Genomic DNA, 21,813 nt, shown 5'->3' with positions numbered 1-21,813 from the left:
GGCACTATTGGTGTAGAAGAGTCATCTCCCCCTCCTTTCTCTTCTTCCCAATAGTTGTTTTTATGCTCTTCTATTTTTTATATAAACTCCAATTTTGGATATTTTTACAAGGTGTTGGGTTTTATAAATCTTTCAACGATTTTACTTTTACATTATATAAGTTGCTTGACTATATTTCGTTTTTATTTAATTTTTTTTTAATTTTTTATTTCTTTTATAATATTTTATAAAAAGTAATTATTATATTTTAATATTTTTACAAATTATAAACTATAAAAAATATACATATATTATTCAAAGATACCTAAAAAACCATCAAGTTATTAGCGCTTCTGGAATATGGGGAGGGTATGTAACTTGGAATGCAAGCCATGTTTATCATTTTTAAAAATTTAATTTTTAAAAGTTTGTTTACTATTTGTTTTTTTTTTTTTTGAAAATACAGCTCCGCTATTTTTTAAAATTTAAATAAGGAGTTTTTATGAAAAATAAAATAGCTAAAGTAACGCTAGGCTTAGGCGTGCTTTTAATTACGGGTTGTTCGCAACAACTAGGTAATTTAGGTATGATTTCTCTCAATAGCAACGGCATTAAAAACCAAAGTTCAGAGTTCGTTGTAGGTAAGGCATGTTATTATAAGGATAATTTTATTCCTTTTGCCTATCGTGAAATCCCCATAGGCTCTGAAAGTGAGAATGCTTTAGAAAGAGCTATAGCAAACGCCCTAGAGCAATTAGGTAATGCTAGACACACTCTAGTAAATGTGTCCGTCTCCCACACTTGGTCATGGCGTTTTCTTGTGATTAAACATTGTTTTATTGTAAAAGGTAATGTTGTTAAGTCCTAACAAAAAAGGCTTTCTGCAACAAACTTATTAAAAAGTTTGTTAATTAGTCCCTAATCTAAGCTTTTTTAGGCAAAAGCCTAAGATAGGCAATCTCACTAGGGGCTAAAAACCTTAAAGGAACTCCCCAATATCCCGCCCCACTACTCACATAAATTTGTGTCGTGTTGCTATGCTTATATAAACCATACAAATAAGTTTGAGCTAATTTAACTAAAAGACTAAACGGAAAGATTTGGCCTGCATGCGTATGCCCTGAAAGCATTAAATCTATAGAGTGGGTTTCTTTTATGCTTTTAATTTGTTTAGGCTGATGAGCTAAAAGAATGGTAGGCTTATTGATATCACGCTTTTGCAAGGCTTTATCAATATTTGGGGCAAAATTTTTATGCTTTCGTGCATAATAATCATACACCCCACACAAATTAATTCCATTCAAATCCACGCACTCATTGCCTAAAATCGTTATATTAAGAGTTTTAAGAAACGATAAAATCGGCTCTATACCATGATAATACTCATGGTTTCCTGGCACATAAAAAGTGCCATAAGTGCTTTTGAGATTGTTTAAGGGTAGTAAAAAAGATTTGACTTTTTCAATATTATCATCTACTAAATCCCCTCCAATTAAAACCATATCCACTTCTTTTTGATTGACTTCTTCTACAATGTAGGTTACAAATTCACTTTGCAATAAGCGTCCTACATGCATATCTGTTAGTAAAATAACCTTTAATTCTTTGTCTAATTTATCTAAATAAATAGGGGTTTCTTTGATTTTTGGGCGAGCAAGCCCTTCATAAAACCCACGCCAAAAATACCCTAGTAACGCTAGATAAAATCCTAATTTCAAAAAATTTTTTAAGCTTTTACGCCTTGAATTTAAAAAATCTATTTTTTCTATAGAATAGGAAAAGCCATAAAAGCTTAGGGCAAAAACAAATAAGATAAAGGTAATAAACGAACAAGCTGAAGTTAAAACAAATAGATGGCTAGACATGGCATTTTTATAAAAAGCAAAAACCCCTTCCCCCACACATAAAAGAATAAAAAACCCTAAATAAGCGTATTGAGATATTTTCTTTAAGGTTAAAAACGCTCTTAAAAGTCTAAAAGTAGCGTAGTTTAGCACACATAAAACCAAGAAAAAAACGATTGAGATAAACATACTATCCTTTTTATAATGAGTTTTTTATCTTAGCACACAAACACCAATTCAACCATTTTCGCTGTAGGAATATAACACAAACCTCACCAGATCCTATGATTAACCCACTAAAAAGAATAACTAACCATGAAATTACCATCAATAACTATAATTTTAATGTTTTCTCACTTCAGTAATACTCTTTCCACCTAACCCATAGTTATCAGTGTCTATTTCATCAATAATAACAACCACAGAAGCCTTGTTCTTATTAAGCACTTTTGATAAAAGCTCTGTAATTCCCACAATAAGCTCCTTTTTCTGTTCAGTTGTAGGGCAACCTTGTTCTTTTGTGATACGGACATTAACAAATGGCATAAACACTCCTTAATTTTAATTCTATCTCGCTCGCATTATACACCATAGACCTACAAGTTTCAATATAACACAAAAATAAATCTTGTTTTTATTATTTGTAGTTTCTGTTAAGGACTAAAAAATGCGTGTATTTGTCTGCTTTTTAGGAACCTTTGTATCTAACGGTCTAGCTCGTTTTGGCTATGTTGTCTTAATCCCACCACTTATTTTGTAAGGGCGTGGCTAGTAGCGCTTTGATGATTTTAGCCGCCCCACTATCTTTACCATACATCAAGGAAAATCAAAGAGCCAAAATAGGTGGGTTTATTTTTAGTGGTATAGGCATTGGTGCTATCTTTGAGTTAGTTTATTCTGCCCCTTATTAGTTCCTACAATATCAAGTTGACATGGATTTTTCTAGGAAGTAGTTGCTTTATAGCATTTGTTTGTGCATTGATTTGGTTAAAAAATCTTTCTTTTGTGAATAAGCCAAACAAACAAGAAGAAAACAAGTTTAAACTACCCCCTTTTTTATGGCTACTCATTATCTCTTACGCCCTTAATGCAATTGGTTTTTTGCCACACACACTTTTTTGGGTTGATTATTTAATTCGTAATTTAAATATCTCTCCCACTATTGATGGAACTTCATGGGCGTTTTTTTGTTTTCTTAGCAACACTTGGCTCTTTGCTAAGTGGCTCAATCGCTCACATTCTAGGGATTAAAAAAGCACATATATTTTTACTTATTCTAAAATCTATAGCATGTTTTTTACCCATTTTTTTCCACCAAGTCTCTCTGTAAAAGCATATTTATGATGGGAGCAACCACAACCGCCAATGTCAATCTAACTAACATGATGGCTTTAAATATTGTCGGCACACAACATTTTGCTAGAGCTTCTTCTTGGCTTACATTTTCTTTTGGTATTTTTCAAGCACTTTTTTCGTATATCTTTAGCGTGTTCTTAGGGTATTTGGGCTATTTTTTGGTTTTTGCTATTCTATAGTGTTTGTTTGGTTTTAAGTTTTGTGGTTCTTTTTCCTATCAAAATTCAAACCGATACCAAAAAAGTAGGAGATTAGTTTTTATGCTCTTACCCTAAATACCGCCTGTCCTTTTCACGCTTAATATCCTTAAAACTATCCAAGTATTCTAAGTAGTTGATTAAATATTTACGAGAGATTTCTAAATGCTTTTTAAAATTACTCACATCTATAAAACCATCTTTAAGAATGATAGAACGCATTTGAGCTAAAATTTTGCTAAGCGTTATGGCTCCCACAAACACATTCTTATTCAATCGCACCACTTTTTTAGCCTTAGTCAAGCCTTTTAATAAATTATCGCCCGTTACTCTATCTAAGTCTAAAGTCTCATAGAGATTATAGGGGGCTAGGGGCGTAGGATTTTCTAAAAATTCAAGCATGCTTTGGCTAAGCTTATTTTTAATATTATCTATCTTTAAGCCCTTTTTGAGATACAAACCATCTTTTTTGTCTAATTCGCCTAGTTCTCTTAAAGTTTCTAAAGCTTGAAGGCTTAAAAAATCACTCGCTCCAAAAAGAGTGCTTGAAGAGAGTTTAGAACGATAGAATTTAATGCGTCTTTCTAAGGCTTTCAAAGAATACAAGGTTACATTTTCTTCATCTAAAAGTAAATTCGTTTCTTTGGCAATTTCTAAAGCTTCATCTAATTTGAGATTAAAGCGTTGCTCCACACACCCTAGCCCAAAGCCTTTTAAATGCCCTAAGGCTAGCAATTCAAAGGCTTTTTTAAAACCATCAATTTTAAGGGCTTTTAAAAGCTCTAATTTTAACGCTTTGTTTAAGGGGTCAGTAATCGGGCTTAAAACTTCTAAACCCCCCACCACCCTATTAGCCACACTAACTACCCCCAAATCCTTAAAACACACAAAAAAAGGCTCTTCTAATTCTAAAGTATAAAAATTCTCGCCCAAACTTAGCGCTCTAGCAAGAGATTTTTTAGCACCAATTTGAATATTCACGCATTGCAAGTGTTTTAAAGGGGTGCGAGTAAAAATATCTATTTTATCAAACCCACGCATTTTGGCTTTAGGGCTTATGCACATGCCATTTTTAAGCTCTTTAGTCTCTATATTTTTAAGATTGAGTGCCACTCTGCTATGAGCTTGTGCATTTGTTACTTCAACTTTATGAACCTGTAAGGCTCTGATTACACTTTCTTTTTTCAAATCATTAATGAAAATCTTATCACCCTTATGGATAATGCCTTGATAAATGGTGCCTAAAATAATCGTGCCATAGCCATGTTTATGCAACACATTATCTACATACATTCTAAAAAAGCCGTCTTTTTTTCCATTTTTATTCGTTATTGCATAATTCAAAAGGGCTTGTTTTAAATTCTCTATGCTTTGGCTATCATAAATGCTTGTTTCTATAACCCCCACACTTTGAGGAAGATTTTTTAAAATTTGAGCTTTTTTACTCTCTAAATCTTTGCACAAATCGCATTTATTCAACACTAATAAAAAAGGAATGTTTAAAGCGTTCAATACAAGCAAATGCTCGTTAGTTTGAGGCATTATCCCTTCATTAATATCCACAACTAACAAGCTCAAATCCAAACTCAAGCTCGCATTAATCGTTTTAGAAATCAAGCTCTCATGCCCTGGCGTATCCACAAAGGCAATCATTCTATTTTCCAACTCTAAATGCGAAAAGCTAGGCTCAATCGTAATAGAGCGTCTCATTTCTTCTTTAGAACTATCCCCCCAAAACCCATTCATCGCTCTTATTAGCGAGCTTTTTCCATGGTCAATATGCCCTAAAACCCCTACAAGCAAGTATTCCAAAAAGCCTACCTATTTTTCAAAAATCTTAGTAACGCACTAGAAAGCGAACCAACAAACACGCCCACAAGAAACATCAGCCCATTAAAAAGATGAAAATACAAAAGCAAACCTAAAATACCTAATAAAACGATATACCCCCCTAAACGCCATAAATTAAAAGACATTTCCAAACCTAGGGCGAATTTTTGAAACTTTGTAGGGTTATTTTCTTTCTCTTGTGGATTTTCTAAATTTTTTTCTCTTAACTGCTTTTTAATACCATAATACGAAGACAACACTACGATAAAAAACCCTAAAAAACCCCCTTCAAAATTCAAAACCCCTTGAAATATTTTGAAATAACCAATGATTATGACACTAATAATATTGATAGCTAGTAAAATCAACAAGCATTTGATTTGACACATGGGTTTTTTTGCATCTATCATATGTTTGTTTTATGGGTGTATTTAGGGTCTTTGGCTAATTCTTCATAGTCTTTTTGCATGTTTTTATAAGCCTTATAGACATTCAAAAAACTTGCTAAAACGCCCCAAACAACCCCAAGCCAAAAAAGCCATGAAATACCCGTAAGTTTTTTAAGCCCATAACCAATCGCCACGCCAATAAGAATTGCCACGACCATAGACAATCCAAGGCTTAAATAATTCGCCCCTTCTATAAGCTTGTAATATTTTGGCTTTTTCACAAAAATTCACACGCCCTTGATAATCTCATCAAAACTCTCACTAGCTTTTAAAATAACCAAATCAATCATCTCTTCAGTCATAGGCTCACAAATAAAGCCGGTTTCAAAGCTTGAACATGCTAAATACACGCCTTTTTTAAGCATTTTTTGATGGAACTTTATAAACATCTCCGTATCACTTTTTAAAGCGTCATCAAAATTGCATACTTCGCTTTCGTTAAAGAAAAAGCCAAACATGCTCCCCCTATTAAGCGTTTGTAAAGCGATATTGTAATTTTGAGCGCTCTCTTTTAAGCCTTGAGTCAAACGAATCGCTAAAGCGTTTAAGCGAGCATAAAGAGTTTTGTCTCTTTTAAGTTTATAAAGCGCGCTTAGTCCCGCACTCACCGCTAGGGGGTTACCACTTAAAGTGCCAGCCTGATACACGCCCCCAACAGGTGAGAGCAAGTCCATAATCTCAGCACGCCCTCCAAAACACGCTAAAGGAAGTCCTGCACCTATTACCTTACCAAAGGTTACTAAATCCGGCACAATATTATAAAATTCTTGCGAACCACTAAGACTAGCCCTAAACCCGCTCATCACTTCATCTAAAATCAACACCGCTTGATATTTTTCACATAAGGCTTTTAAGCCAAGCAAAAACTCTTTTTTAGCTGGCACTAATCCCATATTCCCCGCAATAGGCTCAATAATGACACAACCTACATTGCCTTTTTTAAAGCATTCTTCTACAGAGTTCAAATCATTATAGCGAGCCACTAAAGTGTGTTTGCTAAAATCACTTGGCACGCCTAAAGATGATGGCGTGCTAAAAGTCGCACACCCACTGCCTGCTTTAACTAACAATGAATCGCTATGCCCATGATAGCACCCTTCAAATTTAATCAAATCATCTTTTTGGCTATAAGCTCTAGCAAGGCGTATCGCACTCATAGTCGCTTCTGTGCCACTATTGACTAAACGCACCTTATCTAAGCCATCATAACTTGTAATGATTTCCTTAGCTAAAGTGGTTTCTAACTCTGTAGGGGCTCCAAAAGAAGTGCCTTTTTTTAAGGCATTGATGATACTTTCTTCAATCTCTTCGTTGGCATGCCCAAAAATCAAAGGCCCCCAGCTCTGCACAAAATCTATATAGTGATTGCCATCTACATCATAAAGATACGCCCCCTTACCTTTTAAGATAAAGGGTGGAGTGCCTTTAACACTCTTAAACGCCCTTACAGGTGAATTAACCCCCCCAGCAATCACTTGCTTAGCTTCATTGAAATCATTAATACTATGCAATAACTCCATAATTCTCATTTATTCCTTAATTAAACTTTCAAATTGAATCTCAACTTGCGACCAAGTCAAGCCTTCATGCTGGCTTTCGCATTTTTTAGCCAAACTCGCTAATTCATTTTTCAAACTAAAACTCAATAAATCCAAGACCCCCTTAATCACAAGCTTATTATCTGTGATAGTGTATTGCATAGGGACTTTCACCAGCTTTTCATTCATTTTCACATAGGCAGTAAGAGAGCCTAATTTTTCGCCTTCTATGACATTTCTAAAAGTTACTTTAATATTAGCGTTTTTAAAAAGAGCAAAAAAGGCTTCTTTAACATTCTTGTTTTTAGTTTCATCGCCCAAATTGACTTTCAAGCTATCCATGCTCGCAGTTGCCCCTTCTAAAAGGGTTTTCAAGTTATTTTGAGATTTACCTAATTTATAAGTAATATTATCAAAGCTCCCACTCACTGGCGTTTTAGCCTTAGTTTTAAAAGCCGTCCATGTCATCTTAGCCGAAGACATATCCAAATTCACAGCTTGTAAAAATCCTGCTAAACATAAAGATACTAACATTAATTTTTTCATCTTAAATCCTTTGTAATTTTCTCTTAAAGGCACTTGTTATTGTAGTGTAAAAAAGCATGCTTATAGCTACAATCACTCAAAATAACAAATTTTAATCCTTATTTGCATTCTTAAAATTACTTTAATCCCTATCACAGCTATACACAGCCACTTGTTTTTTATCCTTTTTATCTATGCTAAATTTTTCTACACCTTCTAATAATAACTGATAAGCTTCATCATTTAAATTAAGCATAATCTCTTTTAATAAAGCTTTATGAGTAGGGTTAAAAATAAAACCATTAACACCATGTTGAATTAATGCGCTCGCTCCACAATTCTCACTCACTATAACAGGTCTTTGGTAATACAAAGCTTCTTCTATAACTAGCCCCCATGTTTCTTTCAAACTCGCTAAAATCAGCATGTCATGCTCTAAATAAATAAAGGGCAATTTTGAATTAGCTACAGCCCCTAAAAACTGAATGTTTACAGCACCTTTTGCAAGCTCTTTCAAGCTCTCTTCTAATTCCCCTACCCCTACTATACTTAAATGATAATCTTGTAATTCCTTAAAAACTTCTATCAATAATTCTAAATTCTTAACTTTAATCAAACGCCCTACAAACAAGAATTTTTGAGAATATTTTCTAGGCTTAGGCTCAAAATTTATTTTATTAATGATACCCACGCCTAAAGTTTCTCTGATTTCGCCTTTAAAATTTAAAGTCTTTAAAAGCTCTCTATGAGCCTTAGCACACACAAAAGCTAGGCTCATTTTTTTTAGAAAGAATTTTTTTAGCCATGCTTTTAAGCCTTTAATCTCGCTCTCATAAATGCTAGATTCCACTACAATGGCGTTTTTATCCTTAGAATTTAAAAATCTCAAAGCCCAAAATTCCAAACAATCCCACCCACTTATAAGCACCTTTTTAGTAGGGCGGTTTTTTAAAAGGGTTTTTAACTTTAAAATATTTTTTAACACAGGGCGATTTTGTAAGCAATCTTTGCTTAAAAGCAAGTATTCAAAAGAAATATTTTCTAAATGTGAAAAATCACTAGCTCTTTTTTCATTCGTATCTAAGGCTAAAAACACCACAAAAATCTTTAAATTTTTCGCCAGCTCATTATACAAATTGATTTTATAAAAAGTCGGCAAATGCGTAACAACTACATAATCTAGCATGTTTTCAATATATTTTCATACAACTTAATATATTCTTGCGCCACTACCTCATCGCTAAAATTTTCTAACACCTTAATCCTAGCGTTTTGACACAATTCTTCATAATTAGGGGTATTTATTGCCCATTCAATGCCATTTTTTAAATCTTGTATTTCAAAAGGTTTTGCTAAATAACCATTTTTTTGATGCTCTATTAAATCGCTATTACCCCCTATATCAAAGCCTATAACAGGTGTTTTACACGCTAAACTTTCCATTATTACATTGCTTAAATTTTCTTGGCGACTTGGCACAATCACACAATCTAAAAGATTATATAAAGCAACCAAACTAAAATCATCATTTAAATGCCCCAAAAAATGCGTTTTAAAACCTAAATCAATAGGGTTTTTAGGTTCATTAGCTCCAAAAATAACTAACTCAATGTCTAAATTCTTATCTAAAAGTTTTAAGGCTTCTAATAATAAATCTATGCCTTTTCTCTTATCATTTGTCGCATTAATCGCTCCAAAACCTACAAGCTTTTTAGTAGAAGAAATATTTAAAAGCTTTTTACAAAATGTTTTATCTAAAGGTTTGAATAAATCTATATCCACACAATTAGGCAAACAATAATGGAATTTATCTTTTAAAAGTGCGCTTTCTTTAGCGCAAGAACTAAGCCACTGGCTTAAGCCTATAATATGCATGTTAGGGATTTTTTGATACGCCTTTTGCTTAGAGCTATAGCAATATTGATTTAATAAAGTTGTTTTTAATCCATCTTGTATATAGTGTTCTCCAACACTAAAAGCCCACATATCATGCAAACTCCATACGATAGGTTGTTTGATTTTAGCTAAATCTCTTATGGGTAGCATTCCACGCCCAATCCAATGCAAATGCACAATATTAGGGTTTATTCTATCAATTTCTTTTAACACTGAGTAAAGGGTAGCCATGCGAGATTAAAAGGGGCTTTGGTGCGATTAGGATAGAGTAGAATGGGGGCTTTGTCTAAATAAGGGCGGATTTTATTGAATATCCTTTTTAATTTAGAATTAGCGCTATGTACTAAAGCATTATCGCTTGTTTTTTCTTGAACTAAAACTTCGCTTTTTATATTTGCTTTTAATAAAGCTTCATACAATCTCAAACATGCTTTTGCTGCTCCGCCACTTTCTGTGGCATTGATATGTAAGATTTTCAAAAATTTATGACCGCCTTTTTATACTTGGCTTTATTATAATTATTTCTAGGCAAATAACTGCCCCCCCCCCCCCAAATTTTACAATACGAGCTTTTCTTAAACGCCCTATAGCCCTATAAGAAGAATTTTCTCTCAAAATAATTCTAGGCAAACATGAAAGGTAATCCTTATGCTCTTTATAAATCGCCCCACGCCTTGTGCTACAAGCACTTATTAAACCTAACTCCTTAACCACTTCTACTTCTCTTAATTGCGTGCTATTCTTACAGCCATAAGGATAAGCAATATGCTTGATTTTTGCACCGATATTTTCTTCTAAAATGCGATTAGCTAAACTGATTTCTTCTATAACACTCTCTTTATTTTCAAGTGTCGCTAAAGAATAATGGCTATGTGTATGCCCTCCAAGCGTGCAAAGCTTATCCTTATGTAACGCTTTTAATTCTTGCATGCTCATATGATTTTCTGTGCCTATAAACTTAGTCGCTACAAACACCACAAAAGGCACATTATACGCCTTAAATAAGGGATAAGCGTTCGTATAAGTGTTTTTATACCCATCATCTAAGCTAAACACTACCGCTTTTTTCATTCTCTTTTCTTTGATTAAATTCTCACATAACTCATCAATACCCAAAAAGCTAAACCCCTTAATTTGCAAACGCTTGATAAAACTTTCTAAAAATTTTTGTGAGACATTCATATTATCACCAAATTTTATTTTTTCTTGCGTTTTTAAAACATTATGGAGCATAAAAATTGCCCCTAATCCCGCATAATACTTTTGCATAAACGGAAAATACGAGAGCATACTCGCACCCCTTTCTGCCCAACTTCTTAACACCATTCAATCCTTTTACAAAATTTAATACAAAATACAAATTAATCCCCCACTTTTTTGATGCTAAAATTATAATCAACTAATTGTAATAAAACAATTTAAAATATATCTCACTTAGTTGCATATACAATCAAAGTATCGCTCATGTCCATACTCTTTAGCAAATCAGCATAAGCACTATCTAGTTCTTGAGTTCGTAAAAAATTCCAGATTACATGCCCTTTTGGAGCCTTTTTGTTTAGCCAATAAAGATGATTAGCTAGGGGATAACGCTGTATAGATTGCACTACAATATCTTTAAATCCACAAAAACTTAAGTATTTTACTAGGCTTTCTCTGGTATGAACGATTAGTTGCTCTACATTTCTAAAAGTAAAGTCAAAAAAAGCCTCTATCTTTAAAAATTGCAATAAAAAATCTTTTGCATGAGGGACTTCTATAATAATGCGCCCATCTTTTTTTATCTTTGAATACAAGGTCTTTAAATCATCTAGAGGTGTGCTAAGTTGCCCAAAAACATGAAACAAACTTACTACTTCAAAGGTATCATTTGGAACACTATCAATGCTTTTAAACATCTCATAGCCACTTTTTTGCAATACCTCTAAAACTTTATTTTGTGGCTCCACGCCACTTACCTCCAAAGCAATATCCCTAAAACTTTCCAACATTGCCCCATTCCCAGCCCCAACATCTAAATATTTTTTATTTGCAATAATGGGCGTAAAACATTTTACACGCCTTTTTATATCTTCTAAATCTAACTGTGTATTAATCGCTATCTTACGCATTTCAAAAGAGCTATCTAAGCTATTATATACCCCCCCCCCCCGCAGTTTCACCACAAGCTATAAATTCAACACCCCAATAGTTAAAATCTTGCTGTTTTTCATAAAATTCAAAACCCATATGTTCAATTTGAGATAAAAATAAAACCCCTGATTTCTTGCATCTAAGCACATCGATATTTTTATTTTTTTTTGAAAAAAATACCTCTATATCTTGCGAACAAACCCCTAAATCCACTAATTCTTGATGTAACTGATGATAAATATGCAACTTTTTATCCTTTAAAATAAAATATATTTAATTACAACTGAGAGTTTTTGACAACACAAATTTAAGCGCATGCGAATTTAAAGCACTAACCGCCGAAAGGGGCAATACAAAGAGTGCTGATTTTTCTTTATTCTCAAATTCATTGATTAAAATGGGGTGCAAAAACCCTAAATAAGACTCCAAGTCAAACGCCTTTAATCTTTCAGCTTTTAAGTTTAAAAATTCACAAAATTCCTTCATAGTGGCGTCAATATCCTCTAAAATATCGCATTTATTCAATAATATACCAAAAGGCTTATTAGCCAAAGTGGGCGAAAATTTTTCTAATTCTAACCTTAAGCGTTTATATTGCTCTTTAATATCCAAATCTAGCCTAGAAGTATCCAAGATAAAGGCTAAAACTTTGGTGCGTTCAATGTGCTTTAAAAAGCTAATGCCTAAGCCTTTTCCCTCACTAGCCCCTTCAATAATACCCGGAATATCAGCCATTAAAAATTCGCTTTTTTCATCTACGCTCACTACCCCTAAATTGGGCACTAGTGTAGTAAATTCATAATTAGCAATTTTAGGTTTAGCGTTAGAGAGGGTAGAAATGAGCGTGGATTTACCCGCATTTGGAAAGCCCACTAAGCCTATATCCGCAATGAGCTTTAATTCCAAACGCACGCATTTTTCAATACCCGGTAAGCCTTTTTGTGCGTAAGTGGGGTGTTGTTTAGTAGCGCTTTTAAAATGTGCGTTTCCTAAGCCCCCCTTACCCCCTTTTAAGGCTAATACCCTAACTTTTGGTGTAACTAAATCAAGCCATAATTCATCATCTACAAAAACTTGCGTTCCCGGTGGCACAATAATAATCTTATCTTCACCTTTTTTACCCGCACAATTTCTTGTCCCCCCCATAGCTCCATTTTTAGCCTTATGATGTTTAGTGCCTCTAAAGCTTGCTAGAGTATCGGTGTTATTATCCACTTCAAAATACACATCGCCCCCATCGCCCCCATCGCCCCCATCAGGCCCGCCTTTAATAACAAACTTTTCTCTTCTAAAGCTCACCATTCCAGCCCCACCTTTACCAGAGGCTATAATAATTTCTACACTATCTACAAACATCTTAATCCTTAAATCTCTCTTTAATTTTTTCTACACTTGGCACAGCGCTTAATAATTTTTTAGTGTATGCATGTTTTGGGCTTTCAATAATGCTATCCACATCGCCAAATTCCACAATCTCACCCTTATTCATTACAATAATTCTATCACTAATATGCTCCACAACCCCTAAATCATGGCTAATAAACACATAAGTAAGCCCCATTTCTTGTTGCAAATCTAACAAAAGATTTAACACTTGCGCTTGAATGGATACATCTAAAGCCGATACCGGCTCATCACACACTACAATGCTAGGGTTTAAAACTAACGCCCTAGCAATACCTATTCTTTGTCTTTGCCCACCTGAAAATTCATGGGGGTAGCGATTAATCCATTCTAGTTTCAAGCCTACTTTTTGCATCATCTCTAGAACTTTTTCTCTAATTTCATCTTTTGAAAGCCTAGAATTTAAAAGCAAGGGTTCAGCGATAATTTCACCTACTTTCCACCTTGGGTTTAAGCTAGAATAGGGGTCTTGAAAAATCATTTGCACCTTTTTTCTATAGTCTAGCCATTCGTTTGGCTTAAAATCATTCAAGTTTTTTAATAAATTATGATGATTAAACAGCACTTCCCCACTATCTAGCTTTTCCATACCCACTAAAATTTTAGCCGTAGTGCTTTTACCACAACCACTCTCGCCAACAATACTTAAAACTTCTTTAGGCTTAATTTCAAAACTCACACCCCTTAAAGCTTGGATTTGACTTTTTGGCTTAAACCACCCCCTATCAATACTATAAGTCTTTTTTAAGTTTCTAACTTCTAAAAGATTCATCTAATTTCCTTAGGAAAACTTAAATAATCTATATTTTCATCTACGCTTACTAAACGCTTTTTGCGAAATTCTTTGCCTGATTTTGGGATTGCATTTAAAAGGGCTTGTGTATAAGGGTGTTTTGGATTATCAAACAATTCTTTAGCGCTTGCTTTTTCTACGACATGCCCTCTATACATTACCACCACTTCATCAGCAATTTGAGCCACCACGCCTAAATCATGGGTAATAAAAATAATAGAAGTGCCTTTTTTGGCTTGTAATTCTTTCATAAGCTCTAAAATTTGTGCTTGTATGGTTACATCTAATGCGGTGGTTGGCTCATCAGCGATTAAAATTTCAGGCTCACACACCATAGCCATAGCAATCATCACTCTTTGGCGTTGCCCTCCGCTTAATTTAAAAGGGTATTCAAAATACTTGTCTCTAGGTTGTGGGATACCCACTTTTTCTAACGCCTCTATGGCTAAATTAAAGCACTCTTTTTTATTTAAATGGGGGTTATGAATCTTTAAAACTTCATCAATTTGAAAACCTATGGTATAAGAAGGGTTAAGACTAGTCATAGGTTCTTGAAAAATCATACCAATTTTTTTACCCCTAATTTCTTTTTGCATCTGTTTTTCTTTGAATTGCAATAAATCCTGTCCCAAAAAATTAATACTCCCCCCTACAATTTGACCGGGTTTTTCAATCAGCCCTAAAATAGAAAGCGAAGTAATACTTTTACCACTCCCACTCTCCCCTACAATACAGAGCGTTTGAGATTTTTTTAATTCAAAACTCACGCTTTCAACCGCCCTATTCACACCCCTATCAGTAAAAAAATAAGTTTTTAAGTCTTTTACCTCTAATAGCATTTTTGTCCTTTAAGCCTTAGGATCTAATGCATCCATAATGCCATCGCCAACGAGATTAAAGCCCATAACCGTTAAAAATATCATTACTCCCGGAAACACTAATAATTGAGGGGCTGTAGTAATGTAGGTCATTGCATCCATAAGCATAGCCCCCCATTCAGGTGTGGGTGGTTGAGCTCCAAGTCCTAAAAAGCTAAGTCCAGCCGCCTCTAACACACAAGAGGCAAAACCCATAGTGGTTTGCACGATTAAAGGCACAGAGCAATTAGGTAGAATCACCTTAAACATTAAACGCATAGAGCTAGAGCCATTAAGCCTAGAGGCAGAGACATACTCTTTTTCTTTTTCTGCCATAACAGAACCTCTCACTAAGCGTGCAAAACCCGGGATTCCCACAAACCCAATAGCAAGCATGGCGTTAAAAAGTGAAGGTCCTAAAATAGCCACTACAATAATAATGAGTAAAATGGAAGGTAAGGCAAGCATAATATCCATAAAACGCATAATGAGCATGTCTATTTTGCCCCCAAAATAACCTGAAATTAGCCCAAAAATAACCCCAAACAACACCGAAATACCCATTGCTACAATGCCAATAGTTAAAGAAATCCTAGCTCCATGCATTAATCTAGCAAAAACATCACGCCCCAAATCATCAGTGCCAAGAACATAATCTAAGCTCCCATTTTTACTCCAAAAAGGTTTTTGCAATCGTATTTGTGCATTTTGTGTATAAGGATCATGCTTAATCAATAAGGGAGCAAACAAAGCGCTAAGCATTAAAAAAATAACGATATAAGCCCCAACTAACGCACTTTTATTCTTTTTAAACTGCTTGTAAAATTCCTTAAAACTATTCATTTAAGATAACCTTATGCGTGGGTTAATCAAGGCGTATAAAACATCTACTAGCAAATTCGCTCCAATATAAAACACTGCTATAATCAAACTCATAGACTGAATCACAGGAAAATCCCGCTGATTTAAGGCATTGACTATCCACTTACCCACACCCGGCCATGAAAAAGTGGTTTCTGTTAAAATGCTCCCCCCTAAAAGTCCTGCAAGCATTAACCCTACAATAGTTGTTACAGGAATGAGAGCGTTACGCAAAATATGCACAAACACCACTCTAAAAGGAGAACACCCCTTAGCTTTAGCGGTGCGAACATACTCTTCTTTGGAAACTTCAATAATGCTTGCTCGTGTCATTCTAGCAATAATAGCCGTAGGTATAGTAGCTAGAGCAATGCTAGGCAAAATCAAATGTTTAATTGTATCTATAAACGCCTTATAATCTCTTGCAATCAAGCTATCTATCAAATAAAAACCACTAGGTCCATCTAAATAGTAGGCATCGCTTAAGCGTCCAAACACAGGCAACCAACCTAACTCCACACTAAAAAGATAAATCATCACAAGCCCTAGCCAAAACACCGGCATTGAAACCCCAGCTAATGCAAAAGTCATGCTCGTATAATCTAAAAAACTATAGCGTTTAGTTCCTGCTAAAACCCCCACTAAAACCCCTAAAACAACAGAAATTAATAGTGCGCTCAAAGCCAATTCAATCGTTGCTGGAAAACGTTGCAAAAATTCTTCAGCCACTTTTTCTCCAGATACTAAAGAAACTCCAAAATCTCCATGCAAAAGATTATTGATAAAGAAAAAATACTGCTCTATTAGAGGCTTATTCAAACCCATTTGTTCTCTTAAGGCTTCTATAGCCTCCTTATTGGCATGCTCGCCTAAAATCACTAATGCAGGGTCTCCCGGAACCAAATGCACCATAGAAAAAACAATTACAGAAACCCCAAAAAGCGTAGGAATAGCCCATAAAAGACGCTTTAATATAAAACTTAGCATTCCTTTATCCTTTATTTTTCTAAATACACTTCATAAAAACGATTAAGACTCACACCAGATGCCTTATAACCTTTTATCGTCTTTAAATGCGGAACAATCGTATAAGGATAAGCTAGTCCCACCCATGGGGCATCTTTATGAAATACTTCTTGGGCTTTTTGATACAACTTGGTGCGTTCTTGTTTGTCAATCACCTCTTTAGCTTTTGTAACCAATTTAGAAAACTCTTCGCTTTCATAAAAAGCGCTATTTTGTGTGGGTAATTCTTTAGCAGATTGCGTGCTCCATAATAAATATAAGAAATTATCAGGGTCTGGAGTGTCTGCCATCCAACCATAAAACCCCATGTTGTATTCCCCCATAGAAACTTTTTTAAGATAAGCCCCCCATTCTAAAAATTCAATTTTAACCTTTATGCCAATCTTAGCCAAACTTGCTTGAATAAACTCCGCACCTTTTTTATTATATTTAGATGCCGTATAAAGTGTGGTAGAAAAGCCGTTGTTGAATCCTGCTTGTTTTAATAAATCTTTGGCTTTTTGAATACTATATTCATAAGGTTTGATTTTTTCATTATAACTCCACATGCCTAGTGGAATAGGATTAATAGCCTCTTTTGCATAACCCTCATAAACCACTTTAATATAAGCGTTCACATCAATAGCATGATTTAATGCTAAACGCACTAATCGCTTATCAAAAGGGGGTTTTTTAAGATTGATTGTAAGCCATGCGACAAAAAGGGCTGTGGCTTTATCCACAACAATATTAGGAAATCGCTCTAACTGAGCCACTTCATTAGGGTTAGGAGCTGAAATCATAGAAACTTCGCCTGTGCGTAATGCCAAAGCTCTAATAGAGGCATTAGGCACGACACGAAACACCACTCTATCTAAATACGCTCTTTTATTCCAATAGTTCTCATTCCTTAAAAGCACAACTTTCTCATCTTTCATCCATAAAGCGAGCTTGAAAGGACCAGTGCCTATTGGCTTTTTAGCTAATTCATCTTCACGATTATTAGCTTTTAAATAATCCGCATAGTCCTTACTCAAAACACTTAAAAAATCCATGCCTAAATCAGCCAAAAAAGGGGCCTCTTTTTGCTTAAGAGTAATTTGAATCGTATAATCATCTAGGGCTTTTATGCTTTCAATTAAATTATCCATATTCATGCCTTGCCAATACTTATAACTCTTAGAAGCCCTATAATAAGGCTTGGCATTTTTCATTTGTCTCTCAAATGAAAACACAACATCTTTAGCTTTCATTTCTACTTGTCTATCCCAATACTTCGTCGTATGAAAATACACGCCCTTTCTTAAATAGAAAGTATAAACTAGGGCATCTTGAGAAATCTCCCAACGCTCAGCCAACCCCGGCTCTAATTCAGTTGTGCCATATTTAAAACGCACTAAAGTTTCATAGATATTACCTGTTACACCATAGCTTTCTGCATCAGCAACTAGAGCTGGGTCTAAAGACTGGCTATCGCTCGCTCGCGCATAAATAAGAGTCCCTCCATAACGCTCTTTTTGTAAGTGTGAGCTAATTTGGTTAGTTTGATTAGAAAGATTATTTGAAGTGTCTAGTGCTTCTAAAACACCCCAAACAACCCCAAAAATAAGAAAGAAAAAAAAGCTAAAAACTTTTAAAAAAGCACCATTCATAAAAGCCTCCACGACAACTTCTTAAAAAGGGTAGAGACTTTTTACAAGCACTTCAACTAGGATTTTTTCAAAAAATCAAAAGCTTAAGTCATTCCATAAAAAGAAAACTCTATTCCCCACAACTCTCATTAGCAACGACAGAAACCTTTCTACGACTTCTATCTTTATGCTCAAATTTTACAATACCATCTACAAGTGCATATAAAGTATGATCTTTACCCATGCCTACATTACTACCGGGATGCACCTTTGTGCCTCTTTGACGCACAATAATATTCCCTGCTCGAACAAATTCTGAGCCAAATTTCTTCACGCCTAAGCGTCTCCCTGCAGAATCTCTATTGTTCTGCGTACTACCTTGACCTTTCTTGTGTGCCATTGTCTAAATACTCCTTAATTTATGCTACGATTTTAGTGATTCTAACACGAGTAAAGTCTCTCCTAAAACCACGCTTAGTCTTACTATCTTTCCTACGGCGTTTCTTAAAGGTAATCACTTTTCTAGCACGCCCCTCATTTATCACTTCAGCATGAACCTTAGCACCCACTACAAAAGGTTTCCCACAAGAGAGATTACCCTCTTTAGATACGGCTAATACTTCCGCCAATTCTACTTGAGCCTTAGGCTCTTTATCCATTTTATCTAGTAAAACAATATCGCCCTCAACGACTTTGTATTGTTTACCACCATGTTTAAATATTGCGTATGACATTTCTGTTCCTTAAAAATTTGAACGCTTTTTAAGCAAATTCTAATTATAGCGAGTGTTTGCTAAAATATAACTTTAATTTTTAACAAAGATAGATTCCATTTAACTGTCATGCTTGTTTTTTATGAATTTTTTACATTCATATAGTCTGATTGAATTTCTAAAACTCCTAACAAATTTACTAAACAAATGATTGATGGTATAACCTAAAAAATTTATCACTTTTTATTTTATCTGCTCAAACAGCAAGAATTAATGGCTATTCCCCTTAGAAGATTAATTAAGATTATTTTTGAAAAAAGTCTAAAAATAAATTTTACCGAGTAGTTGAAACATATCTAATGATACAATAAATTTTTAGAAAATTTTAATCAACACAAATGCTTTTTATTTAATCTTTTAATTAAAAAATTTTCAAGCTTAATCTGCTTCTATCGTTGTAGTCTCTATAACTATCTGGATATCATAATTTACTCTATTTTTTCTAATAAGTCTTGAAAAATTAATACATATTAAAAAGAAAAATCCATATTTTAATTAAAATATATTTAATAATCTTAACAATGAAGGTCGCAAACACCAATATAATCCACACACCCAAATACCAAATCGCAGCAAAACATCTCATTCCGCTCTTTGAAACCCCCCCCCAAAAAACAACCAATTACTTAACCAACACCATTGATAAACTAAAAATAACTAGCATTAAAAACACTAGAACTTCGCAAAGTTACAAAAAATCTAAAGATAAGCATTAAAATTTAAGACTAAAAAATAATTATTAAGTGCTAAGGTGTGAGAAATAAATTTAAGAAAATCAATAAATCTCAATCCTTCAAAACTAAGCAAAAAGAAGTTCTTCTTTTAGATAATACTCTAATGGCTTTTAATAAGCGAATATTAAAAGCTCTTCTCTAGAAAGGAGGTGATCCAACCGCAGGTTCACCTACGGTTACCTTGTTACGACTTCACCCCAGTCGCTGTGTGTGCCGTGGGCAGTAGCTAGTTTAGCATCCTGACTTAAGGCAAACACAACTCCCATGGTGTGACGGGCGGTGAGTACAAGACCCGGGAACGTATTCACCGTGACATGGCTGATTCACGATTACTAGCGATTCCAGCTTCATGCAGGCGAGTTGCAGCCTGCAATCCGAACTGAGAGATGTTTTTGAGATTTGCTCCACTTCGCAGTATTGCTTCTCTTTGTACACCCCATTGTAGCACGTGTGTAGCCCTAGGCGTAAGGGCCATGATGACTTGACGTCGTCCCCACCTTCCTCCTCCTTACGGAGGCAGTATCCTTAGAGTTCTCAGCATAACCTGTTAGCAACTAAGAAAGGGGGTTGCGCTCGTTGCGGGACTTAACCCAACATCTCACGACACGAGCTGACGACAGCCGTGCAGCACCTGTTTTCAAGGTCTAGCAAGCTAGACACTCCACTATTTCTAGCGGATTCTCTCAATGTCAAGCCTAGGTAAGGTTCTTCGTGTATCTTCGAATTAAACCACATGCTCCACCGCTTGTGCGGGTCCCCGTCTATTCCTTTGAGTTTTAATCTTGCGACCGTACTCCCCAGGCGGGATGCTTAATGCGTTAGCTGCATTACTGGAGAGACTAAGCTCCCCAACAACTAGCATCCATCGTTTAGGGCGTGGACTACCAGGGTATCTAATCCTGTTTGCTCCCCACGCTTTCGCGCAATCAGCGTCAGTAATGTTCCAGCAGGTCGCCTTCGCAATGAGTATTCCTCTTGATCTCTACGGATTTTACCCCTACACCAAGAATTCCACCTACCTCTCCCACACTCTAGAATAGCAGTTTCAAATGCAGTTCTATGGTTAAGCCATAGGATTTCACATCTGACTTACTATCCCGCCTACGCGCTCTTTACGCCCAGTGATTCCGAGTAACGCTTGCACCCTCCGTATTACCGCGGCTGCTGGCACGGAGTTAGCCGGTGCTTATTCGTTAGATACCGTCATTATCTTCTCTAACAAAAGGAGTTTACAATCCTAAAACCTTCATCCTCCACGCGGCGTTGCTGCTTCAGGCTTGCGCCCATTGAGCAATATTCCCTACTGCTGCCTCCCGTAGGAGTCTGGACCGTGTCTCAGTTCCAGTGTGTCCGTTCACCCTCTCAGGCCGGATACCCGTCATAGCCTTGGTAAGCCATTACCTTACCAACAAGCTGATAGGACATAGGCTGATCTCTTAGCGATAAATCTTTCCCCCGTAGGGAGTATCTGGTATTAATCATCGTTTCCAATGGCTATCCCAAACTAAGAGGCACATAACCTATGCGTTACTCACCCGTGCGCCACTAATCCACTTCTAGCAAGCTAGAAGCTTCATCGTTCGACTTGCATGTATTAGGCACGCCGCCAGCGTTCACTCTGAGCCAGGATCAAACTCTCCATAAAAAAAGTGTTTGTCCTAAAGCTCTTTCGTTTTTTAAATGCGTATCACAAGAACTCGTTTTATAAATAAAACGGGTTGTGTTCTTAAGTATTACAACAATACAAAAAAGAAAGAAACTTTTTAAAATTAAAGGTTTAACAAAATGCTAACCCAAATAAAATATTGTAAAAACAAAAAGAAAGAATTAAATCTCTCTTAATTTATTTAGAATATTCCTTTTAAAAAGAACTCCTTAAAATTTTGCTTAGTTTTCAAAGATCGTTTGCTTTAATAAGCTATCCTTGTATTTAAAAGACTTTTTTAAAAGCTCTTGTTGAAACAAGGAAGTGAAATAATAACCATTAAAAGCTTAAGGTTTGCTTAAA

The 21,813-nt window shown here is 35.3% G+C and carries 23 protein-coding genes, 1 rRNA gene and 1 pseudogene; 3 read left to right on the top strand and 22 right to left on the bottom strand.

Annotated features, from left to right (window positions below):
- The first annotated feature begins 481 nt into the window (after positions 1-481).
- Positions 482-847, top strand: a complete 366-nt coding sequence (locus tag C6H25_RS03285) for a hypothetical protein (protein ID WP_104748042.1) — start codon at positions 482-484, stop codon at positions 845-847.
- Between the two features lie 55 nt (positions 848-902).
- Here the strand turns inward: C6H25_RS03285 and C6H25_RS03280 are convergent, their stop codons facing one another.
- Together C6H25_RS03280 and C6H25_RS03275 are read right to left on the bottom strand one after the other, a co-directional pair.
- Complete coding sequence (locus C6H25_RS03280) at positions 903-2,012, bottom strand: metallophosphoesterase (protein ID WP_104748041.1); 1,110 nt, start codon at positions 2,010-2,012, stop codon at positions 903-905.
- Between the two features lie 153 nt (positions 2,013-2,165).
- Positions 2,166-2,369 carry a 2-hydroxymuconate tautomerase family protein gene (locus tag C6H25_RS03275; protein WP_104748040.1) on the bottom strand — a complete coding sequence of 68 codons (204 nt, stop codon included), beginning with the start codon at positions 2,367-2,369 and terminating at the stop codon, positions 2,166-2,168.
- A 121-nt stretch (positions 2,370-2,490) separates the two neighbouring features.
- Between C6H25_RS03275 and C6H25_RS03270 the strand changes: the two are divergent.
- A pseudogene (locus C6H25_RS03270) lies at positions 2,491-3,434 on the top strand (YbfB/YjiJ family MFS transporter).
- 11 nt (positions 3,435-3,445) lie between these two features.
- On the opposite strand, the gene selB reads toward C6H25_RS03270, so the two are convergent.
- The 19 genes from selB to rplU all read right to left on the bottom strand — a co-directional run bounded on the left by selB (position 3,446) and on the right by rplU (position 19,032).
- Positions 3,446-5,188: a selenocysteine-specific translation elongation factor gene (gene selB, locus C6H25_RS03265; RefSeq protein WP_104748039.1), complete on the bottom strand. Its 1,743-nt coding sequence runs from the start codon at positions 5,186-5,188 to the stop codon at positions 3,446-3,448.
- Between the two features lie 5 nt (positions 5,189-5,193).
- The gene (locus tag C6H25_RS03260; RefSeq protein WP_104748086.1) at positions 5,194-5,595 is read right to left on the bottom strand and encodes a hypothetical protein; all 402 of its coding nucleotides are present in this window, start codon (positions 5,593-5,595) and stop codon (positions 5,194-5,196) included.
- 17 nt (positions 5,596-5,612) lie between these two features.
- A complete protein-coding gene (locus C6H25_RS03255; protein ID WP_014659903.1) occupies positions 5,613-5,876 on the bottom strand; it encodes an AtpZ/AtpI family protein in 264 nt (87 codons plus the stop codon).
- 6 nt (positions 5,877-5,882) lie between these two features.
- Positions 5,883-7,175 (bottom strand): glutamate-1-semialdehyde 2,1-aminomutase, encoded by a 1,293-nt coding sequence (hemL, locus tag C6H25_RS03250; protein ID WP_104748085.1) that lies wholly within the window; start codon positions 7,173-7,175, stop codon positions 5,883-5,885.
- A 9-nt stretch (positions 7,176-7,184) separates the two neighbouring features.
- A complete protein-coding gene (locus C6H25_RS03245) occupies positions 7,185-7,739 on the bottom strand; it encodes a polyisoprenoid-binding protein (protein WP_104748038.1) in 555 nt (184 codons plus the stop codon).
- 121 nt (positions 7,740-7,860) lie between these two features.
- The gene (locus C6H25_RS03240) at positions 7,861-8,904 is read right to left on the bottom strand and encodes a glycosyltransferase (protein ID WP_104748037.1); all 1,044 of its coding nucleotides are present in this window, start codon (positions 8,902-8,904) and stop codon (positions 7,861-7,863) included.
- Positions 8,898-9,845 carry a glycosyltransferase gene (locus tag C6H25_RS03235; protein ID WP_233707317.1) on the bottom strand — a complete coding sequence of 316 codons (948 nt, stop codon included), beginning with the start codon at positions 9,843-9,845 and terminating at the stop codon, positions 8,898-8,900. Before C6H25_RS03235 ends, C6H25_RS03240 begins: the two co-directional genes overlap by 7 nt.
- Positions 9,821-10,093 (bottom strand): hypothetical protein, encoded by a 273-nt coding sequence (locus tag C6H25_RS08825; protein ID WP_233707316.1) that lies wholly within the window; start codon positions 10,091-10,093, stop codon positions 9,821-9,823. Before C6H25_RS08825 ends, C6H25_RS03235 begins: the two co-directional genes overlap by 25 nt.
- Before the next feature lie 4 nt (positions 10,094-10,097).
- The gene (locus tag C6H25_RS03230) at positions 10,098-10,940 is read right to left on the bottom strand and encodes a polysaccharide deacetylase family protein (RefSeq protein WP_104748036.1); all 843 of its coding nucleotides are present in this window, start codon (positions 10,938-10,940) and stop codon (positions 10,098-10,100) included.
- A gap of 104 nt (positions 10,941-11,044) precedes the next feature.
- A complete protein-coding gene (locus C6H25_RS03225) occupies positions 11,045-11,725 on the bottom strand; it encodes a class I SAM-dependent methyltransferase (protein WP_158653863.1) in 681 nt (226 codons plus the stop codon).
- 22 nt (positions 11,726-11,747) lie between these two features.
- Complete coding sequence (locus C6H25_RS03220) at positions 11,748-11,993, bottom strand: hypothetical protein (protein WP_104748034.1); 246 nt, start codon at positions 11,991-11,993, stop codon at positions 11,748-11,750.
- A 27-nt stretch (positions 11,994-12,020) separates the two neighbouring features.
- A complete protein-coding gene (gene obgE, locus C6H25_RS03215) occupies positions 12,021-13,103 on the bottom strand; it encodes a GTPase ObgE (protein WP_104748033.1) in 1,083 nt (360 codons plus the stop codon).
- A 1-nt stretch (position 13,104) separates the two neighbouring features.
- The gene (locus tag C6H25_RS03210) at positions 13,105-13,923 is read right to left on the bottom strand and encodes an ABC transporter ATP-binding protein (protein ID WP_104748032.1); all 819 of its coding nucleotides are present in this window, start codon (positions 13,921-13,923) and stop codon (positions 13,105-13,107) included.
- Positions 13,920-14,783, bottom strand: coding sequence for an ABC transporter ATP-binding protein (locus tag C6H25_RS03205; RefSeq protein WP_104748031.1), 864 nt, complete (start codon positions 14,781-14,783; stop codon positions 13,920-13,922). Before C6H25_RS03205 ends, C6H25_RS03210 begins: the two co-directional genes overlap by 4 nt.
- A 9-nt stretch (positions 14,784-14,792) precedes the next feature.
- Positions 14,793-15,644 carry an ABC transporter permease gene (locus C6H25_RS03200; RefSeq protein WP_104748030.1) on the bottom strand — a complete coding sequence of 284 codons (852 nt, stop codon included), beginning with the start codon at positions 15,642-15,644 and terminating at the stop codon, positions 14,793-14,795.
- Complete coding sequence (locus C6H25_RS03195) at positions 15,645-16,649, bottom strand: ABC transporter permease (protein ID WP_104748029.1); 1,005 nt, start codon at positions 16,647-16,649, stop codon at positions 15,645-15,647.
- Between the two features lie 11 nt (positions 16,650-16,660).
- On the bottom strand, positions 16,661-18,319 hold the full coding sequence (locus C6H25_RS03190) for an ABC transporter substrate-binding protein (RefSeq protein WP_104748028.1): 1,659 nt from the start codon (positions 18,317-18,319) through the stop codon (positions 16,661-16,663).
- 109 nt (positions 18,320-18,428) lie between these two features.
- On the bottom strand, positions 18,429-18,698 hold the full coding sequence (gene rpmA, locus C6H25_RS03185) for a 50S ribosomal protein L27 (RefSeq protein WP_104748027.1): 270 nt from the start codon (positions 18,696-18,698) through the stop codon (positions 18,429-18,431).
- 19 nt (positions 18,699-18,717) lie between these two features.
- A complete protein-coding gene (gene rplU / locus C6H25_RS03180; protein ID WP_104748026.1) occupies positions 18,718-19,032 on the bottom strand; it encodes a 50S ribosomal protein L21 in 315 nt (104 codons plus the stop codon).
- 560 nt (positions 19,033-19,592) lie between these two features.
- Here rplU and C6H25_RS03175 point away from each other — a divergent pair.
- On the top strand, positions 19,593-19,787 hold the full coding sequence (locus C6H25_RS03175; protein WP_104748025.1) for a hypothetical protein: 195 nt from the start codon (positions 19,593-19,595) through the stop codon (positions 19,785-19,787).
- Positions 19,788-19,947: 160 nt separating this feature from the next.
- Here C6H25_RS03175 and C6H25_RS03170 read toward each other — a convergent pair.
- Positions 19,948-21,450 (bottom strand): 16S ribosomal RNA (locus tag C6H25_RS03170).
- Positions 21,451-21,813 lie beyond the last annotated feature (363 nt).

Origin of the sequence: Helicobacter cetorum, from assembly GCF_900198405.1 — a bacterium.
Taxonomy (GTDB): Bacteria; Campylobacterota; Campylobacteria; order Campylobacterales; family Helicobacteraceae; genus Helicobacter; species Helicobacter cetorum_C.
This window is presented reverse-complemented; position numbering and strand designations above follow the sequence as displayed.

Bases quoted from the DNA above. Each gene is read 5' to 3' on its own strand.
- C6H25_RS03285 (WP_104748042.1), top strand. From the start codon at position 482: ATGAAAAATAAAATAGCTAAAGTAACGCTAGGCTTAGGCGTGCTTTTA.
- C6H25_RS03280 (WP_104748041.1), bottom strand. From the start codon at position 2,012: ATGTTTATCTCAATCGTTTTTTTCTTGGTTTTATGTGTGCTAAACTAC.
- C6H25_RS03275 (WP_104748040.1), bottom strand. From the start codon at position 2,369: ATGCCATTTGTTAATGTCCGTATCACAAAAGAACAAGGTTGCCCTACA.
- C6H25_RS03260 (WP_104748086.1), bottom strand. From the start codon at position 5,595: ATGTGTCAAATCAAATGCTTGTTGATTTTACTAGCTATCAATATTATT.
- hemL (WP_104748085.1), bottom strand. From the start codon at position 7,175: ATGGAGTTATTGCATAGTATTAATGATTTCAATGAAGCTAAGCAAGTG.
- C6H25_RS03245 (WP_104748038.1), bottom strand. From the start codon at position 7,739: ATGAAAAAATTAATGTTAGTATCTTTATGTTTAGCAGGATTTTTACAA.
- C6H25_RS03240 (WP_104748037.1), bottom strand. From the start codon at position 8,904: ATGCTAGATTATGTAGTTGTTACGCATTTGCCGACTTTTTATAAAATC.
- C6H25_RS03235 (WP_233707317.1), bottom strand. From the start codon at position 9,845: ATGGCTACCCTTTACTCAGTGTTAAAAGAAATTGATAGAATAAACCCT.
- C6H25_RS03230 (WP_104748036.1), bottom strand. From the start codon at position 10,940: ATGGTGTTAAGAAGTTGGGCAGAAAGGGGTGCGAGTATGCTCTCGTAT.
- C6H25_RS03225 (WP_158653863.1), bottom strand. From the start codon at position 11,725: ATGCGTAAGATAGCGATTAATACACAGTTAGATTTAGAAGATATAAAA.
- obgE (WP_104748033.1), bottom strand. From the start codon at position 13,103: ATGTTTGTAGATAGTGTAGAAATTATTATAGCCTCTGGTAAAGGTGGG.
- C6H25_RS03210 (WP_104748032.1), bottom strand. From the start codon at position 13,923: ATGAATCTTTTAGAAGTTAGAAACTTAAAAAAGACTTATAGTATTGAT.
- C6H25_RS03205 (WP_104748031.1), bottom strand. From the start codon at position 14,783: ATGCTATTAGAGGTAAAAGACTTAAAAACTTATTTTTTTACTGATAGG.
- C6H25_RS03200 (WP_104748030.1), bottom strand. From the start codon at position 15,644: ATGAATAGTTTTAAGGAATTTTACAAGCAGTTTAAAAAGAATAAAAGT.
- C6H25_RS03195 (WP_104748029.1), bottom strand. From the start codon at position 16,649: ATGCTAAGTTTTATATTAAAGCGTCTTTTATGGGCTATTCCTACGCTT.
- C6H25_RS03190 (WP_104748028.1), bottom strand. From the start codon at position 18,319: ATGAATGGTGCTTTTTTAAAAGTTTTTAGCTTTTTTTTCTTTCTTATT.
- rpmA (WP_104748027.1), bottom strand. From the start codon at position 18,698: ATGGCACACAAGAAAGGTCAAGGTAGTACGCAGAACAATAGAGATTCT.
- rplU (WP_104748026.1), bottom strand. From the start codon at position 19,032: ATGTCATACGCAATATTTAAACATGGTGGTAAACAATACAAAGTCGTT.
- C6H25_RS03175 (WP_104748025.1), top strand. From the start codon at position 19,593: ATGAAGGTCGCAAACACCAATATAATCCACACACCCAAATACCAAATC.